The organism is Nitratireductor kimnyeongensis (genome assembly GCF_019891395.1).
GTDB classification, from domain to species: Bacteria; Pseudomonadota; Alphaproteobacteria; order Rhizobiales; family Rhizobiaceae; genus Nitratireductor; species Nitratireductor kimnyeongensis.
On the sequence record NZ_CP078143.1, the window covers coordinates 2,686,257 to 2,703,689 of the forward strand.

13 protein-coding genes are annotated in these 17,433 nt (G+C 61.1%); 8 read left to right on the plus strand and 5 right to left on the minus strand.

Translation table 11 applies throughout. The annotated features are described in order from the left end of the window. Positions 1-11: 11 nt before the first annotated feature. From hisG to KW403_RS12890, 4 genes are all read right to left on the minus strand, one after another. Positions 12-704 carry an ATP phosphoribosyltransferase gene (hisG, locus tag KW403_RS12875; protein WP_223019869.1) on the minus strand — a complete coding sequence of 231 codons (693 nt, stop codon included), beginning with the start codon at positions 702-704 and terminating at the stop codon, positions 12-14. Beyond that, positions 701-1,819, minus strand: coding sequence for an ATP phosphoribosyltransferase regulatory subunit (locus tag KW403_RS12880; protein WP_223019870.1), 1,119 nt, complete (start codon positions 1,817-1,819; stop codon positions 701-703). Before KW403_RS12880 ends, hisG begins: the two co-directional genes overlap by 4 nt. After that, entirely contained in the window at positions 1,816-3,342 is a 1,527-nt protein-coding gene (gene hisS / locus KW403_RS12885; RefSeq protein WP_223019871.1) for a histidine--tRNA ligase, read from the minus strand. Before hisS ends, KW403_RS12880 begins: the two co-directional genes overlap by 4 nt. A gap of 121 nt (positions 3,343-3,463) precedes the next feature. Further along, positions 3,464-5,392 carry a pilus assembly protein gene (locus tag KW403_RS12890; protein ID WP_223019872.1) on the minus strand — a complete coding sequence of 643 codons (1,929 nt, stop codon included), beginning with the start codon at positions 5,390-5,392 and terminating at the stop codon, positions 3,464-3,466. A 232-nt stretch (positions 5,393-5,624) separates the two neighbouring features. Here KW403_RS12890 and KW403_RS12895 point away from each other — a divergent pair, with 232 nt between their 5' ends. The 4 genes from KW403_RS12895 (at position 5,625) to KW403_RS12910 (ending at position 11,569) form a co-directional block, all read left to right on the plus strand. After that, a complete protein-coding gene (locus tag KW403_RS12895) occupies positions 5,625-6,485 on the plus strand; it encodes a TIGR01459 family HAD-type hydrolase (protein WP_223019873.1) in 861 nt (286 codons plus the stop codon). Positions 6,486-6,533: 48 nt separating this feature from the next. After that, complete coding sequence (locus KW403_RS12900; protein ID WP_246637967.1) at positions 6,534-7,493, plus strand: bifunctional riboflavin kinase/FAD synthetase; 960 nt, start codon at positions 6,534-6,536, stop codon at positions 7,491-7,493. A gap of 227 nt (positions 7,494-7,720) precedes the next feature. Continuing rightward, a complete protein-coding gene (ileS, locus tag KW403_RS12905) occupies positions 7,721-10,699 on the plus strand; it encodes an isoleucine--tRNA ligase (protein ID WP_223019875.1) in 2,979 nt (992 codons plus the stop codon). A 201-nt stretch (positions 10,700-10,900) separates the two neighbouring features. After that, positions 10,901-11,569 carry a hypothetical protein gene (locus KW403_RS12910; RefSeq protein ID WP_246637773.1) on the plus strand — a complete coding sequence of 223 codons (669 nt, stop codon included), beginning with the start codon at positions 10,901-10,903 and terminating at the stop codon, positions 11,567-11,569. Positions 11,570-11,608: 39 nt separating this feature from the next. Here the strand turns inward: KW403_RS12910 and KW403_RS12915 are convergent, their stop codons facing one another. After that, positions 11,609-12,070, minus strand: coding sequence for a nucleoside deaminase (locus KW403_RS12915; protein WP_223019876.1), 462 nt, complete (start codon positions 12,068-12,070; stop codon positions 11,609-11,611). Between the two features lie 369 nt (positions 12,071-12,439). Between KW403_RS12915 and KW403_RS12920 the strand changes: the two genes are divergently transcribed. The 4 genes from KW403_RS12920 (at position 12,440) to KW403_RS12935 (ending at position 17,421) form a co-directional block, all read left to right on the plus strand. Then, on the plus strand, positions 12,440-14,047 hold the full coding sequence (locus tag KW403_RS12920) for a pseudouridine synthase (RefSeq protein WP_223019877.1): 1,608 nt from the start codon (positions 12,440-12,442) through the stop codon (positions 14,045-14,047). Positions 14,048-14,050: 3 nt separating this feature from the next. Then, positions 14,051-14,605 carry a 16S rRNA (guanine(966)-N(2))-methyltransferase RsmD gene (gene rsmD / locus KW403_RS12925; RefSeq protein WP_223019878.1) on the plus strand — a complete coding sequence of 185 codons (555 nt, stop codon included), beginning with the start codon at positions 14,051-14,053 and terminating at the stop codon, positions 14,603-14,605. Between the two features lie 90 nt (positions 14,606-14,695). Then, a complete protein-coding gene (locus KW403_RS12930) occupies positions 14,696-16,069 on the plus strand; it encodes a M16 family metallopeptidase (RefSeq protein WP_223019879.1) in 1,374 nt (457 codons plus the stop codon). Continuing rightward, entirely contained in the window at positions 16,066-17,421 is a 1,356-nt protein-coding gene (locus KW403_RS12935) for a M16 family metallopeptidase (protein WP_246637774.1), read from the plus strand. Before KW403_RS12930 ends, KW403_RS12935 begins: the two co-directional genes overlap by 4 nt. Positions 17,422-17,433 lie beyond the last annotated feature (12 nt).

The following is a 17,433-nucleotide window of genomic DNA, read 5'->3' on the forward strand; positions in this document are numbered from 1 at the left end:
CGAAAACGAATCTAGCCTGAAAATCGCGCTGTCAAAGCTTCAAGCGCTGCCGCATCCCCCGCCGGTCGATCCCGGTGCGCGGTCACGAGACAGGCCTCGGAACGCAGGATGATACCATCGTCGAGCACCTTCAGATGGTTCGCCTCAAGCGTCGATCCGGTCGAGGTGATATCGACGATCACGTCGGCGGAGCCAGCCGCCGGCGCGCCTTCGGTCGCGCCGAGGCTTTCCACGATCCGATAGACCTGAATGCCGTGCTTCTGAGAGAAGAACTGCTGGGTCAGCCGCCAGTATTTCGTGGCGATCCTTAGTCGGCGTCCATGCCGGTGACGAAAATCGGCGGCGACATCGTCAAGATCGGCCATGGTCGCCACGTCGAACCAGACCTGTGGCACCGCGACCACCACATCGGCGCGGCCAAAGCCCAGCCTTGCGGCAATCTCCACCTTGCGCTCCCAATCGGGAATGGTTTCGCGGACGAGATCTTCGCCGGTGACGCCGAGGTCGACCGTGCCGCGCTCCAGTTCGCGGGCGATTTCGGATGCGGAAAGAAAGGCGATCTCGACACCGTCCACGCCTTCAAGCGTGGCGCGGTAACGCCGGTCGTTTTCCGGCAGGTGCACGGTGAGGCCGGCCTTTTCGAGCTGAGCCAGCGCGTTCTCCTTCAGACGACCCTTGGAAGGCAGGGCGAGGGTAATGCTCATGCCGCCGTCTCCTTCAGGTCTGCAACGCGATCGAGCCAGATGGAAAAGCCGACGCCGGGAATGGGCGTCTCCGCCCCCAAAAGGGTCAGAAGTCGATCATAACGCCCACCACCGGCCAGAACTGTGCCCCTCGGAGAAGCGATCTCGAACACGAATCCTGTGTAATAATCGAGCGGACGGCCAAAGCCGGCATCATAGGTCAGCGCGTCGAGTGGCAAGCCCTCGCCAGAAATCCGTTCGGCGCGGGCAGAGAAGGTTTCGAGCGCGTCATCCAGGATGAGACCGTTTTCGGCGGCGAAGGCAGAAAGCTGCTCCTCCGCTTCGGCCAATGGTGTGCGCATGGCGACGAATGCCTTCAGCGCGCTCATTGCCTCATCCGTCAAACGCACGCTGCGCAGTTCCGCCTTCTCGATCAGCCGCCGGGCGATCTCCTGCGGGGCACGACCGGCAGAAGGAGAAATCCCGGTTTCGTCCATCACCGTTGCAATATGATCGGCAAGGGCTGCCTCATCACCACGCGCCACGAGCCCGGCAATGGCGCGCGGCAGGTTTGCGGCGGCCTGCGGGTTTGCCAGATCGTCGAGCGCGGCCTGCAGAAGCTTTTGCGAACCGAAGGCACGGGTCAGGCGCATCTGCCAGCCACGCGGCAGGCCGAGGGCCGAAAGCACCGCCTCGAACACGGCCTGATCGCCAAGCGTGACGGAGAGTGCGTGGCCCGGCAGAACACGCGTCAAAAGCGCATGTGCATCGGCCAGAGAGCGCGCATCCGCGCCGGCGCGGTCGCTCGCGCCAAGATCTTCGATGCCCGCCTGAAAGAACTCGGCTCCGCCTTCGCGCTGCTGGCGGAAGACCTCGCCCAGATAGGCATAGCGCTGCGGCGTGGCGGCACGCTTTTCGATGTGGTCGCGACAGACGGGTATGGTGAATTCGGGTCTGAGGCAGAGATTGGCGCCGGTCTCGCTCTCCGTCAGGAAGATGCGGCGGCGCAGATCCTCGCCGGCCATGTCCAGAAACGGATCGGCGGGCTGGATGATGGCGATGTCGGTCAGCTCCGCCTCGCGTTCGGCAAAGAGCGCGAAGATGTCGCCGGCGAAGTCGGGTGCACGCAGGGTCATGACTTGGATGCTTCGGCCTGTGCTGCAAGCATCTTGTGCACTGTCTCGACGAGTTCGCCTTCGCTGACGGTCATCTGCGCGACACGGGCCTCGCGCCATTCCTCGTTGCTTTCGATCTCGGCGGACAGCTTCTTGCCCTCGATCAGGTCCTTGATCTGCACCTCGCCATTGGCGCGCTCGTCCGCGCCCTGGATGATGGCAAGCGGCGAACCGCGACGGTCGGCATATTTGAGCTGGTTGCCGAACTTCTTCCAGTTGCCCTGATACATTTCGGCGCGAATGCCGGCAGCGCGCAGCGCCTGTGTGAACTGCTGGTATTTCGCCATTGCCTCGGTGTCGCCGTCCATGACGGTGACGAGGACCGGGGGCAGGACGGGATCCTGACCGAGCTTGCCAAGATTCTTGAGCGCGGTCGCCAGACGCGACACGCCGATGGAAAAGCCCGTTGCCGGAACCGGCTGGCCACGGAAGCGCGAGACGAGCCCGTCATAACGCCCGCCACCGCCAACGGAGCCAAAGCGCACGATCTCGCCCTTCTCATTGGGGATTTCAGCGGTCAGCTCGGCCTCGAAAACGGGACCGGTGTAATATTCGAGGCCACGCACGACGGAGGGGTCGATGAGGATGCGAGCCTCATCGTAGCCGGCCGCTGCGCACAGGCGTTGGATGGTATTTAACTCATCACATGCTTCAGTGACCTTAGGTGAATTTTCAAAATCAAGCAGAAGATTCTCGATCGTTATCGTGTTGGATGCACCAACCGACCCGGAGTTTTTTTCTCTCCAGCCAGTAATATTGATCAGCCTAGTAATCTGTTCATCATTGAGCCCCGCGCCCTTGGTGAAATCGCCTTCGCCCTCTTTGTCTCCGTCCCATCGGCCACCGCCAAGGAGCTTGGCGATCTCCGAAACAGGAAACTTATCAGCTTTGTCGATGGCGCGCAGGATGGTGAGCTTTTGCGCCTCGTCGGTGACGCCGATGGCCTCCATCACGCCGTCGAGCACCTTGCGGTTGTTGACGCGGATCACATACTGACCCTCTAGGCCGAGCGCTTCCATGACATCGGCCATCATCATGCACATCTCGGCATCGGCGGCGACGCCGGGCGCGCCGACCGTGTCGGCGTCGAACTGCATGAACTGGCGGAAACGGCCCGGTCCCGGCTTCTCGTTGCGGAACACATAGCCCGCTCGGTAGGTGCGATAGGGAAGCTGGATGTCGTTGAAATTCTCGGCCACGTGACGCGCCAGGGGCGCGGTCAGGTCGTAGCGCAGCGAGAGCCACTGCTCGTCATCGTCCTGAACGGAGAACACGCCCTCGTTCGGCCGGTCCTGATCGGGCAGGAATTTGCCCAGTGCGTCGGTGTATTCGAAGATCGGGGTTTCGACCGGGTCGAAACCATAGCGCTCATAGACCTCGCGGATCTTCGCGCACATCTCGTCCACGGCGCGAATGTCGCTCGCATGGCGGTCGACAAAGCCGCGTGGGAGCCTCGCCCGGGTCTTGTCAGCCTTTTTCGCCATGTCGAAATCCGTCCGTGAAAAGAAGAAAACCGCGCCCTGAAAGGGGGCGCGGCTGTCCTAGCCGATCAGAACCGAAGCGGCAAGGCCGAAGGGGGAGGCCGAAGCGGGTGGCCGCTTGGCGTCAGCCAACGATGCGCAGGTTGGAAAGCTCGTCGCCGATGGCCTTGAAAGCATCATCCAGATCGCCGCCCGTGGCGTTCCAGAAGAGTTTCACCGGCTTGCCGTTTCCATCCTTGCGCGTGCGCGAGTCGGAAGAGCACGCCTTAAGCGCATCGATCTGCTTTTTCTCCGTGGAATCGCGGCTGTCGAGATCGAGCGCGACCGTCATGACGATGATATTCTCGCTTTTCGCATTTTCGCAGGCGGCGCTCATATGGCTGGTCATCGCCGCCGAGTAATTGCTGTTGGAATAGTTGTACTCGCTGACGCCTGTGGCGCCTTTGAAAAGGCGGCTATCGCCCGCCCGGTTCCGCACATAGCCATAGTTGGAATAGATCGACTTCGCACCGGCAAGGTCGTTGCCGCCCGAGCGGTAGCTGGTGCCCGAATAGCTTTGCGCCGTGATGCTGGTGGGGGTGTAATAGGTATTGGCCCCGTCGGTCAGAACGATCACCACCTTGTCATTGCCCTTTTCGGTGTCCGGGCGGCCCTCGGTGAAGGGCGCGCGGCCGGAAACCACCCGCCAACCCCAGGCGAAACCTTCGGTCACATTGGTGGCGCCGCCTGCATCCATGTCGTCGATGGCGGCATTGATCTTGTTCAGCCCCTCGGTCTTGCCGACATCGGTCAACGGCGTGATCGGCTTGGTGCTGCAACTCGCATTCGGGCCCTCGTTGATGCCCATGCTGCCTGTTTCATAGGGAGTGAAATATTTCGGCATATAGGCCTGATCATACGCAGCGGATGCCGAACTGCTGGTGAAATCGTCCCACCAGTTGTTGTTGGCCGGCCTCCAGCTTGTATCGGTCTGGTCCGTTTCATCCGGCGCGAACATGGGAACGAACAGGCTCTTCGGGTCGCTGCTTTCAGCCGGGTCGTCATTGATGTTCAGCGGATAAGGACGCATCTCCACGCAACCGGCCCAGCTGGTAAAACGGTCATAGGTCGTGGTTTTTGTCTCGACCCACCCCCAGGTCCGGCAGGAACCGTTGTTCCGATAGCGGGTGCATTCATAGTTCCAATCCGAGGAGGTGCCCGAAATGCGCTTCATCTGGTCGTAGAGCGTGAAACGCGTGACCTTCTGGCCTTCTTCCTCTCCCCAGCCGCTGCCGCGCTTGTAATAGACGCCGCCTGACAATTCGACACGCTTGTTCGGATCGGCCGCCTTCATGGTCGACCAGTCGAAATTCTCATGGTGAATGGGCGAGGCGCCGTCTGTGTCCATCCAGCTTGCACTGGCATTGTCCGGTCCGACATTCACTGATGCCGCGAACGGCACGACACCGAACTGTACGGGCTTCTGGATCTGTTTCATCTGCGCGCCCTCGGCGGCGATGGTCTTCACCAGTTCCTTGGCAGCCTTCTTCAGGATGGTCAGACGCTTTTCGAAAGATCCGGTCGATGTGTAGTCCATCGAGCCGGAGTTATCGAGCACGAGGGCCACTTCCAGCGTGTTCTTGAGACGAATCTCGCTTTGCGCGCGGAAGTCGATCTTCGTTTCCTCATCGGCCGCTTCTTTCCGCAGCTTCTGGAACACGGGATAGAATATCGGCGCGTATTTGAGCTCCGCCTCGAGCTTCAGCGTACCACCGCCGGTGTTCTGGTTGGGCAGGGTGATGAGCAGCTTCGTGTTCTCGGGCTTTACGCTCCCCAGATTGGCTTCGAAGAAATCCTTCGCATAAGCCTTGGCATCGGCGTCGGATGCTCCTTGGGTGAGGTAACGGGCTGTCGCTATGCCTGCCGCATCGAGAGCATTCAGCGTCATCTGCCGCTGCCGGGAAATCTGGCTGTAATCCACCACGAGGGCGGCAACCCCCATGATGGGCGCCATCACAAGCGCCGTCATCATGGCAAAATTGCCGCGACGGTCATGCGCGAATTTCCTGAACATCTGTGCCACCCCACTAAAGGTACTGGCCCAAAATCTCCCCAAAGTGCTTAACCGGGCGTAACCGGTGCGATTGCGGATGTTTTCTTGGTTCCTGTAGGGTTAACCCCTTGCCTCAAATGCATTGCATTCTGGCTGTGGCGATAAAACCGGGTGACAGGAAAGCCAGCATCCGATAATTCCCGGCCCTAGCCATTCTCACCGCACCTCAAAGATCCGAGACGACCTTTCCCCCATGCCTCAAGCCACGCAGATCATCGATACGCTCGACCACCTCACTGGTTCTTATGACGCCGTCCTGTGCGATGTGTGGGGCGTGGTCCACAATGGCGTAACTGTTTTCCCCGAGGCCTGCGCGGCCCTGTCTCGGGCGCGAGCCGCCGGCAAGGCGGTTGTTCTCATCACCAATTCACCACGCCCGCATAGGGGTGTGGAAGAGCAACTCCGGGCATTGGGTGTTCACGACGAAGCGTGGGATCGTGTCGTGACCTCCGGGGACGTGACGCGTGACCTGATCCGCACCGCGCCGCGGCGTCTCTTCCACATCGGCCCGGAACGGGATCAGGCAATTTTCGAGGGGATCGATGTGGATCTTGTGGAGGATTTCGAAGCCTCCGGTGTCGTCTGCACGGGCCTGTTCGACGATGAGAACGAAACGCCGGAAGATTATGCAGAGATGCTCGAACGCCTGAGAATGCGCGACCTGCCGTTTATCTGCGCCAACCCAGACATCATCGTCGAGCGCGGCGACCGGCACATCTGGTGCGCTGGGGCGCTGGCACGTGACTACGGGCTTTTGGGCGGCCGGACGCTGATTGCCGGCAAGCCGCATCGCCCGATCTATGAGGCGGCGTTCAAGGCGGCGGCCGAGATCATGGGAAGCGAACTGGCGCGCGAAAGGGCGCTTGCCATCGGCGATGGCGTGCTGACCGACGTGAAGGGCGCCGACCAGTATGGCATCGATGTCCTGTTCGTGACCGACGGCATTCACGCGCGCGAATATGGCAATGGCGAAGGGCCGGAGCCCGACCGCCTTGCGGCGTTTCTCGAAACCCACGGCCACAATCCCGTGGCGGCCATACCACGTCTCAGATAGGGTGCGCGCGTGGCCGGACCGATCAAGCGCATTGCAGATCTGAACACAATGCCCGCTGACTTGCGCGGCGGCGTGGTGGCTATCGGCAATTTTGATGGCGTGCATCGTGGGCACCAGTCAGTGCTTGAACCCGCACTGGAGATTGCCCGACGTGACAGCGTTCCCGCTCTCGTACTGACCTTTGAACCGCATCCGCGGCAGGTTTTCCGGCCCGATGTCCCGCTTTTCCGTCTGACGCCGGCGCCCATGAAGGCAGTGCTGCTGGGAGCGCTCGGCTTCGATGCGGTAGTCGAGCAGCAGTTCGATCGCGCGTTCTCCGGCCTTTCGCCGCAGGAGTTTGTCCGCTCCGTTCTGGTCGAGGGGCTTGGCATTACCCATGTGGTGACAGGTTTCGATTTTCATTTCGGAAAAAACCGTGGCGGCACGCCGGAGCTTCTCAAGGCAGCGGGACAGGAAAACGGTTTCGGCGTGACCGTGGTGGATGCCTATTCCGATGAGGGCGGGGCGGTGATTTCGTCAAGCCGCATTCGTGGCCTTTTGGGGGGAGGCGAGGTGGCGGAGGCTGCCGGGCTTCTTGGCTATCGCTATACGGTCGAGGCTGAAGTTACGGGTGGCCAGAAGCTTGGCCGCACGCTGGGCTTTCCGACGGCAAACATGGCGTTGCCGTTGGAAACGGAACTCCGCCACGGTATCTATGCGGTGCGCTTTCGCCAGGCCGATGGCAGGCTGCACAATGGCGTCGCCAGTTTCGGCCGCCGACCGACCGTGACGAAAGATGGTGCGCCGCTTCTGGAAACCTTCCTGTTCGATTTCGACGGTGATCTTTACGGGGAAATCTGCTCGGTCTCTCTGTTTTCCTTCCTGCGTGGCGAGGAAAAGTTCGACGGACTGGATGCGCTGGTTGCACAGATGAAGCGCGACGAGGCGGAAGCCCGCGCTCTGCTTGCCGAGGTGAAGCCCAACTCCGCTCTCGATTTACGGCTCGCTTTCGAGGGGCTTGGGGCGTGAGGCCATTCGCCCCTTTATTCTTCGTGCAGCGTCGGCTAAAAGCCGTTCCCATGATGACACGCGCCGGTTTCATACCGATTGCCATACGAATTATTGGCCCGGCCTTCCGTGCGGCCTGAGTGCTGCGGAAGGTCCGGGTTTTGCCGCGCGTCACACGCGCATTTTCCGAATTCCGATAATGGCTATGGCAGGGCCATCGCAGGCTTTGCCCATCTCACGGCGAGAACATGACCGATACGTCCGAAAAACTCGACTATTCCAAGACCCTCAACCTGCCGCAGACCGAGTTTCCCATGCGTGCGGGGCTGCCCAAGAAAGAGCCCGAGATCGTTGCCCGCTGGCAGGAGATGGATCTCTACCGTCTCATGCGCGAGGATGCGCAGGGGCGCGAAAAATTCGTGCTGCATGACGGTCCGCCCTATGCCAATGGCAACATCCATATCGGACACGCGCTGAACAAGGTTTTGAAGGACATCATCACGCGCTCCTTCCAGATGCGCGGCTATGATGCCAATTACGTGCCTGGCTGGGACTGCCACGGTCTTCCCATCGAATGGAAGATCGAGGAACAGTACCGCGCCAAGGGCAGGAACAAGGACGAGGTGCCGGTCAACGAATTCCGTCAGGAATGCCGTGACTTCGCCAGCCACTGGATCAAGGTCCAGTCGGACGAATTCCTGCGGCTGGGCATCGAGGGCGACTTCAAGAACCCCTACACGACGATGAACTTCCACGCCGAGGCGCGGATCGCCGGCGAGCTTCTGAAATTCGCCATGTCCGGCCAGCTCTATCGCGGCTCCAAGCCGGTGATGTGGAGCGTGGTGGAGCGCACGGCGCTGGCCGAGGCGGAAGTGGAATACCAGGATGTCGAAAGCGACATGATCTGGGTGAAGTTTCCGGTGGCGCGCGCTGTGGCCAGTGGATGGGCGCCTCTGGACGTTCCGGCGGCAGAACATGCAAAGCAAGTGAACGAACTGACTTCTGGCTTGCAGGACGCTCACGTAGTTATCTGGACGACGACCCCGTGGACCATCCCCGGCAACCGCGCCATCGCCTATTCGCCGCGCATTTCCTATGGCCTTTACGAGGTTACGGCGGCAGAAAACGATTTTGGACCGCAGGCAGGTGAAAAGCTGATTTTCGCCGATGCACTGGCAGAAGAATCCTTCGCCAAAGCAAAGCTTGAATACAAGCGCTTGCGCGATGTGTCTGCAGAGGCTCTCGCCACGATTACCTGCGCCCACCCGCTCAGGGGCCATGGCGGCGGCTATGACTTCACTGTTCCGCTGCTGCCCGGCGATCATGTCACCGACGATGCCGGTACCGGCTTCGTGCACACCGCGCCCAGCCATGGTCGCGAGGATTTTGACGCGTGGATGGACGCCCGCGCTGAGCTTGAGGCGCGTGGCTTCGACAGCACGATCCCGTTCCCCGTCGACGACGCGGGCTTTTACACCAAGGACGCGCCGGGCTTCGGTCCGGACCGCGAAGGCGGCGCGGCGCGCGTCATCGACGACAAGGGCAAGAAGGGTGACGCCAACAAGGCCGTCATCGAAGCGCTGATCGCGCGCGACATGCTTTTCGCACGTGGGCGGCTGAAACACTCCTACCCGCATTCCTGGCGCTCGAAAAAGCCGGTCATCTTCCGCAACACGCCGCAATGGTTCGTCTATATGGACAAGGACCTTGGCGACGCTTCAACACTACGGTCCCGTGCGCTGAAGGCAATCGACGAGACCCGTTTTGTGCCGGCTGCCGGCCAGTCGCGCCTGCGCGCCATGATCGCCGACCGGCCCGACTGGGTGCTCTCGCGCCAGCGGGCCTGGGGCGTGCCGATCTGCGTCTTTGCCGATGAAGACGGCAATGTGCTGCAGGACGAGGCCGTCAACCAGCGCATTCTGGAAGCCTTCGAGGCCGAGGGCGCAGATGCATGGTTTGCCGAAGGTGCGCGCGAGCGCTTCCTCGGCGAGCGGGCCGGCGAGCCGTGGCAGCAGGTCATGGACATTCTCGATGTGTGGTTCGATTCCGGCTCCACCCACACTTTTACGCTGGAAGACCGGCCGGACATGAAATGGCCCGCCGATGTCTATCTGGAAGGCTCCGATCAGCATCGCGGCTGGTTCCACTCTTCCCTGCTGGAAAGCTGCGCCACTCGGGGCAGGGCGCCTTACGACACGGTCATCACCCATGGTTTCACCATGGCGGAAGATGGTCGCAAGATGTCGAAGTCGCTTGGCAACACAGTGGTTCCGCAGGAGATCATGAGCCAGTCGGGCGCGGACATTCTGCGCCTTTGGGTCGCCACCACCGATTACTGGGAAGACCAGCGTCTCGGCAAGGCGATCATCCAGACCAATGTCGATGCCTATCGCAAGCTCAGAAACACCATCCGCTGGATGTTGGGCTCGCTGGCGCACGATTCGGGCGAGGAAGTGCCTCTTGCCGAGATGCCGGAGCTGGAACGCCTGATGCTCCATCGTCTGGCCGAGCTCGATGAGCTGGTGCGCAAGGGCTACGACAATTTTGATTTCAAGCGCATCATCCGTTCACTGCTCGATTTCATGGTGGTCGAACTCTCCGCCTTCTATTTCGACGTGCGCAAGGACGCGCTCTACTGCGATGCCCCGTCGAGCACGCGCCGCAAGGCATCGCTTCAGGTGGTTCGCACCCTGTTCGACTGCGTGGTGACATGGCTCGCACCCATGCTGCCTTTCACCATGGAAGAGGCATGGCTTGAGCGTCATCCCGATGCGCGTTCGGTGCATCTGGAGCAATTCCCCGCCGTGCCACAGGAATGGCGCGATGCGGAGCTCGCCGAGAAATGGCGGAAAATCCGGCAGGTGCGCCGCGTGGTCACCGGCGCGCTGGAGATCGAGCGCAAGGACAAGACCATCGGTTCCTCCCTTGAGGCCGCTCCGGTCGTCTATGTGAACGATGAAGGACTGCAACAGGCCATCGCCGACCGAGACATGGCCGAAATCTGCATCACTTCCGGCATCGATATCCGCCACGAGGCACCGCCGGCGGATGCCTTCACGCTGGATGAGGTGTCGGGTGTTGGCGTTGTCTTTGCCCGCGCTACCGGCGAGAAATGCGCGCGCTCCTGGCGCTATACCGACGATGTAGGGTCCGATCCCGCGTTTCCTGACGTGTCGGCGCGTGATGCGGCCGCCCTCCAAGAACTCAAGGCGCTGGGCCGCTTTTGAACAAAGGAAGCTGGGAAGCTTCGGCGCTGCCGATTGCTTCCCGCTCACTCCTTCGCTACAAATGCCGCCGGGTTAAGGATGCCACGTTGTTGCCGGATTCGTGCGCGACATGCGTGATTTGAGTTTCCCGACGGTCTGATTTAACGGGACGACAAACAGAATGCATCGCCTGACGGGCGTCATTCTGGGAGAGAGGTGGCAGTGAAGAGAACGGAAACCACAACGTCGCGGCGTTGCGCGCGCATGGTTGCGGCTTCGGGCACATTGTGCCTCTCGGCCATTCTTCTGTCCGGGTGCATCGGCGCGCCGACCTACGGAACCGGCAAGGCCGCCGACCAGCAATTGCTTGAAGATGTTACGGGCGTTCTGTCGCTTGGTCCGAAGGACAAGCCACGCGTCGAATACAAGCCGCGCGCGGGCATCGTGATGCCTTCTTCGACCGAGGTTTTGCCGCCGCCGCAAGAAGATGTCGCCACTGCGGGCAACCCTGCCTGGCCCGAATCGCCAGAAGAACGCCTCGCTCGCATCCGTGCGGAAGCGACCGAAAATCAGGACAACCCGTTCTACAAGTCTCCTATCGAACGCGATATCGGCGTCAATGCGCGCGGAGAGGACGGTTTCGTCAATCCGGAAATCGCCAAAAAGCAGCGCGAAGAGTATTTCAAGCGCCGCGCTGCCACCTCGCAGGGTAGCCCGACCACACGCCGCTATCTGAGCGAGCCGCCGGTCGACTATCGTCAGCCTGCAGATAGCGCACCTACGGGTGAACTGGGCGAGGACGAGGCCAAGAAGGCACGCGCCGCAAAAAAGGCAGCGCAAAAAGGCGGTGGCGGCTTCGACCTGGGCCGGTTATGGCCCTGGGGCGGATGATAAACCGAGACATACAAGCGGGCCCTGCGCCCGCTTTTTTTAACGCTGCTGTTTGAAGAAGTCTTTCAGGAGTGCGGAGGCTTCTGTTTCGCCAAGGCCCGGGTAGATCTCCGGTGCATGGTGGCAGGTGGGCTGTGTGTAGAAGCGCGCACCGTTGGTCACGGCACCTCCCTTTTCGTCGCCTGCGCCGAAATAGAGGCGACGAATACGCGCGAATGAGATGGCGGCGGCGCACATGGCACAGGGTTCGAGCGTTACATAGAGGTCGGCATCGACAAGACGCTCCGAATTGAGAACAGCGCAAGCTTCGCGGATCGCCACGATTTCCGCATGTGCTGTCGGATCGTTACATTCGCGGGTTCGATTTCCCGCACGCGCGATCACCTTTCCTTCATGAACGATCACCGCACCGACCGGCACTTCACCACGAGTTGCGGCGAAACGCGCCTGATCGAGTGCTTCATCCATGAAGCTGGTATAGTTCGCTTTCGTCGGTCTCATCACACTTTTTTGCTCGCAACTGGCGATGCGAATTGATACCTAGAGCGCCATGCGTCCGGAAGGCCGCAAAAAGGACGATCAATCATGTCGATTCCGCATTTCTGTAATGTCAGGTGATTCCACCTGGCTGCAAAATGCTTTAGATCGCCGTGCTTCCATCCGGAAGCAAAAGGGCGATCTAAACTGGTTACGGAGCATCGGAATAATTCGAAAACCGGATTCCACTTTTCGGTTCGATGCTCTAGACGCCTCTATAGCATTGGACGCGGCTCCGGAATCGACTTTCCTGTAGTCCGATCTCTGATTTAAAACACTGGAGTGGTTCCGGCGCACGGGGCGCAATACGGAATCCCAGGGCAAAAGGCCATCATGACCAAAGACCGACCCAACGATACCAAGCGGGAAAAGAAACCGGGCAAGGGCCGGGATGCGAGCCCGAGCGACGCCGACAAGGCGGGGGGCGAGCGCATTGCCAAGCGCCTTGCGCGTGCGGGTCTTGCCTCGCGCCGAGACGCCGAAGCGATGATCGAGGCAGGCCGCGTCAGCGTCAACGGCAAGGTTCTGGAATCTCCGGCCTTCAATGTGACCGCCTCCGACCGGATTTTGGTGGACGGAGAGCCACTTCCGGCGGTTGAGCGCACGCGGCTCTTTCTCTTCCACAAGCCCGGTGGCGTGGTGACCACCAACCGCGACCCAGAAGGCCGAAAAACCATTTTCGACGCGCTGCCGGAGGGCTTGCCGCGCCTGATCACGGTCGGACGTCTCGATATCAACACGGAAGGTCTGATTGTCCTGACCAATGATGGCGGGTTGGCACGGGCGCTGGAACTGCCGGAAACCGGCTGGCTGCGCCGCTACCGTGTGCGTGTGCATGGCAAGGTCGATGCCACGGCACTCGAAGGTCTCAAGGACGGCATCGCCGTGGATGGCGTGTTCTATGGCGCCATCGAGGCTACGCTCGACCGGGAGCAGGGAAGCAATGCCTGGCTGACGCTCGGTTTGCGTGAAGGCAAGAACCGTGAGGTCAAGAATGTTCTCGGGGCGCTCGGACTTGAGGTTACCCGGCTGATCCGCATTTCCTATGGCCCATTCCAGCTAGGCACGCTGGGCGAGGGCGAGGTGCAGGAGGTCAAGGGCCGCACCCTGCGCGACCAGCTCGGTGAGCGCCTGATCGAGAAGGCAGGTGCGAATTTCGATGCGCCGATTGTGAACCCGTTTTCCAACAAGCCGGTCCGTGCCGAGCGCAAACCGCGCGACGTCGATGTGGCAGACACCGGTGCAGGCCGCGACCGTGAGGGCGGCAAGACCTTTGTCAAAAACCGCAAGCGTGACCGCGAGGAAAAGCGTGAGGCCGCGCGCGACCGCCTGCAAACGTCTCGTCCCGGTCGCCGCGAGGATGACCGTGGCCCCCGCCAGAACCGAGGCAGTCATGTGTGGATGGCGCCCGGCGCGCGCCCACAGGGAAAGCGCAAACAGGCAGCTGCCGAAGCGGAGAAGGACGAAGGTTCGCAGACGGCCCGCAAACCGCGCCGTGAAGGCGGAGCGCAGGCGCGTGGCGACAAGCCGTTCCGTCCGCGTGGTGAAAAGTCTTTTGATCGCGATCGCCCCGAGCGCGGTGGCGATAGACCGCGTTTTTCAAAAGGAGACAAGCCCGAGGGCGATGCGCGGGAGAAAAGACCTTTCCGCTCCCGTGACGATCGCCCGGCTTCCGGTGACAAGCCTCGCTTCTCGAAGGGCGGCAAGCCCGATGGAAATCCTGGCGGAAGATCTAGCGGAAGACCTGGCGGTAAACCTGGTGGAAGACCTGGCGGAAAGCCGGGGGGCAAACCGGGAGCAGGCAAGAGTTTCGGCAAACCCGGTGGGAAGCCCTCCGGGAAGCCGGCCAGCAGGTTCTCGGGCAAGCCGGGTGACGGGTCGCGTCCTGGCAAGGGCCGTCCCGGCGGCGGCAAGCCCGGCAAGCCGGGGGGAGAAAGCTGACCCATGCGTATTGTGGGCGGTGAGTTTCGCGGTCGCACTCTGGCGACACCGAAGACGGACGCGATCCGGCCGACCACGGACCGGACCCGCCAGGCGCTGTTCAACATTTTCGAGCACCGCTACGCCGGCCGGCTGAAGAATGCGCGTGTGCTCGACCTATTCGCGGGCACGGGTGCGCTGGGACTTGAAGCCCTGTCGCGCGGTGCCGCCTATGCGCTCTTCATCGAAGAGGCAGCGGCTGCCCGCGCACTGATCCGCACCAATGTGGAGAATTTTGGTCTTCAGGGGCGCAGCAAGATCTTCCGCCGCGATGCGACACGCATCGGGGAGGTGGGGACGATCCAGCCCTTCGATGTTGTTCTGGCCGATCCTCCCTATGGCAAGGGGTTGGGCGAGAAGGCGCTTGCTGCAGCACTTGCCGGCGGCTGGATTGTGCCCGGGGCGCTGATCATGGTCGAGGAAGCCGCAGGCTCGCCGTTCGAACCACCGGAGGGCTTTCGGCTCATCGAACGACGTGAATACGGTACATCCTGCGCAACCTTTGCCGAGTGCGCCTGAGTTTCGTCACTTTTGCGCCGATAGCTTTGTCTTGTCATGAGCTCGTGGCATTGTGCGCGGGCGCACCACAAACCGTACAGGACCTTGTCCATGAGAAATTCCATAGCGAGCGTCGCTTTGAGCGCGGCATTCGCCTTAGTCCTTGCCGTCGCGGCGCCGTCCATCGCCCCCGCGCAGGAAGGTGACGATGACACAGCCGTTTCCCATTTCACCTTGGAGAACGGTCTTGAAGTCGTAGTTATCCCGGACCACCGCGCACCTGTTGCGACACACATGCTCTGGTACAAGGTGGGCAGCGCAGACGAGGAACCCGGCAAGTCCGGTATCGCTCATTTCTTCGAACACCTGATGTTCAAGGGGACGAGCACCTATCCTTCGGGCGAATTCTCGGCCGCGATTGCCGCGGTGGGGGGGAGCGAGAACGCGTTCACCTCCTATGACTACACGGCCTATTACCAGCAGATCGCTCCATCCGAATTACCGGACATGATGCGCTTTGAGGCGGACCGCATGCGCAATCTGGTCCTGTCGGAGGAGAACATCGAGACCGAACGTCAGGTGGTGCTCGAAGAGCGGCGCCAGCGCACCGACAATGTGCCCTCTTCAATCTTGTCGGAAGAACTCAACGCCACGCTCTATCAGAACCATCCCTACGGGATCCCGGTTATTGGCTGGCAGCAGGAGATCGAAGGGCTCACGCACGACGACCTTAAAAGCTTCTACGACCGGTTCTACACACCCAACAACGCTGTGCTGGTGGTCGCGGGCGACGTGAACGCAAATCAGGTGCGAACGATGGCGGAAGAAACCTACGGCGAGATCGCACGCGGCCCCGATCTGCCCTCCCGCGCGCGCCCCATGGAGCCGGAACAGAAAACCACGCGCGACGTCACATTCCGCGATCCGCGCGTCACCGTGCCCAACATGTCGATCAACTGGTATGTGCCGTCCGCCCGCAGAGCCGAGAAGGGCGAATTCGAGGCGCTCGCCATTCTATCGGAGGTGCTGGGAGAAGGTTTGCGCAGCCGACTTTATCAGGACCTCGTCGTCAAACAGGGGATTGCATCCAGCGCCGGCAGCTATTTGCAGGGCGCGGCGTATGACTACTCCGCCCTGGTCATCTACGGCGAGCCACGAGGCGAGGCCGAACTCGAAACGGTCGAGGCCGCGCTTGTCGCCCAGATCGATAAAATCAAGAGCGAAGGCATCACGCAGCAGGAACTGGACACGGCGCGCACCAAGATTCTGCGGGACCAGATTTTCATGCGCGACAGCCAAGTGCGCAGCGCCAATCTCTTCGGCGCTGTGTTGGCTACGGGGGGCAAGGTTGAGGACATCACCGGCCTGCCGGAGCGGCTGGACGCGGTGACCGTCGAGGCCGTTCAGGCCGTCGCCAAGCGCTATCTCGACATGGGCCATGCCGTGAAGGGCTATCTCTTACCCGAAGAGGGAGATCGCTCGTGAAACAGACCTCGAATTTTCATCCAGGTGCCTTTATGCGCAGTTTCCTCAATGCCGGTGCGCTGGTCGCGCTTATCCTCATCGTTGTTCCGGCGCAGGCCGCGGTTCAAATTCAGGATGTAACCTCGCAGAAAGGCATCGACGCCTGGCTGGTGGAGGACCATTCCCTGCCGATCATCACCTTCCAATTTTCCTTCAAGAGCGGCTCGGCTCAGGATCCCGAAGGCAAGGAAGGCCTTGCCAATCTCATGACCGGCCTGTTCGACGAAGGCGCGGGCGATCTCGATTCCGATGCATTTCAGCTGAAGCTGGAGGAACTGGGTGCTGAAATGTCGTTTCGTACCAATTCGGATGAAATCTCCGGCCAGGTGCGGATGCTTGCCGAAAACAGCGATGAAGTTCTCGAACTGGTGAGGCTTGCCGTCACCAGCCCGCGTTTCGATGCCGATCCCGTGGAACGCATTCGCAGCCAGATTGCCGTTGGCATCCGCGCCGATGAACGCGATCCGCGCAAACAGGGAGCACTCAAGCTCTCCGAGGCGCTCTATGGTGACCATCCTTACGCACACCCGGACGAGGGAACGCTTGAGAGTCTGTCGGGCATTTCCCCGGAAGACCTGAAAGCCTTCCATGCGCGCGTCTTTGCCAGATCGAACCTCACCATCGGTGTCGTGGGTGCAATCGATGCCGAAAGTCTGGTGAGCGTTCTCGACACGGTGTTTGGGGATCTGCCTGAGGAAGCCGAGCTCAGGCCCGTTGCCGACATCGAGCCGAAACTCGACCAGGAAATCCGCATCGATTATCCCCTCCCGCAGGCCACGCTCCAGCTTGTCTATCCCGGTGTAAAACGGGACGATCCGGAGTTCTTCTCCGCGTATCTGTTCAACCAGATTCTTGGTGGCGGGGTCTTTTCCTCGCGCCTGTTCAACGAGGTGCGCGAAAAGCGCGGCCTCGCCTATGGCGCGTCCTCCTATCTCCACAGTCGGGACCATGCCCAGTCGCTCGCCATTCAGACGGCCACCTCGGCCGAACGGGCAGGTGAAACGCTTTCGGTGATCGACGATGTGGTTGCGAGCCTGCGCGATGAGGGCCCGACGGAAGAGGAGCTGGAGGTGGCCAAGACCTATGTGATAGGTTCTTATGCGATCAACAATCTGGATTCTTCCACGGCCATCGCCCGGACGCTGGTCGGTCTGCAGCAGGACGATCTGGGAATCGATTATATCGAGCGTCGCGCTGATCTTATCAACGCTGTCACGCTCGACGATGTGAAGGAAATCGCAAAACGCCTTCTTTCCCAGGAACCGGCACTGCTGGTGATCGGCCCTGCAGAGCAGGCCCGAAACGGAGGCTAGCAAATGGAAACG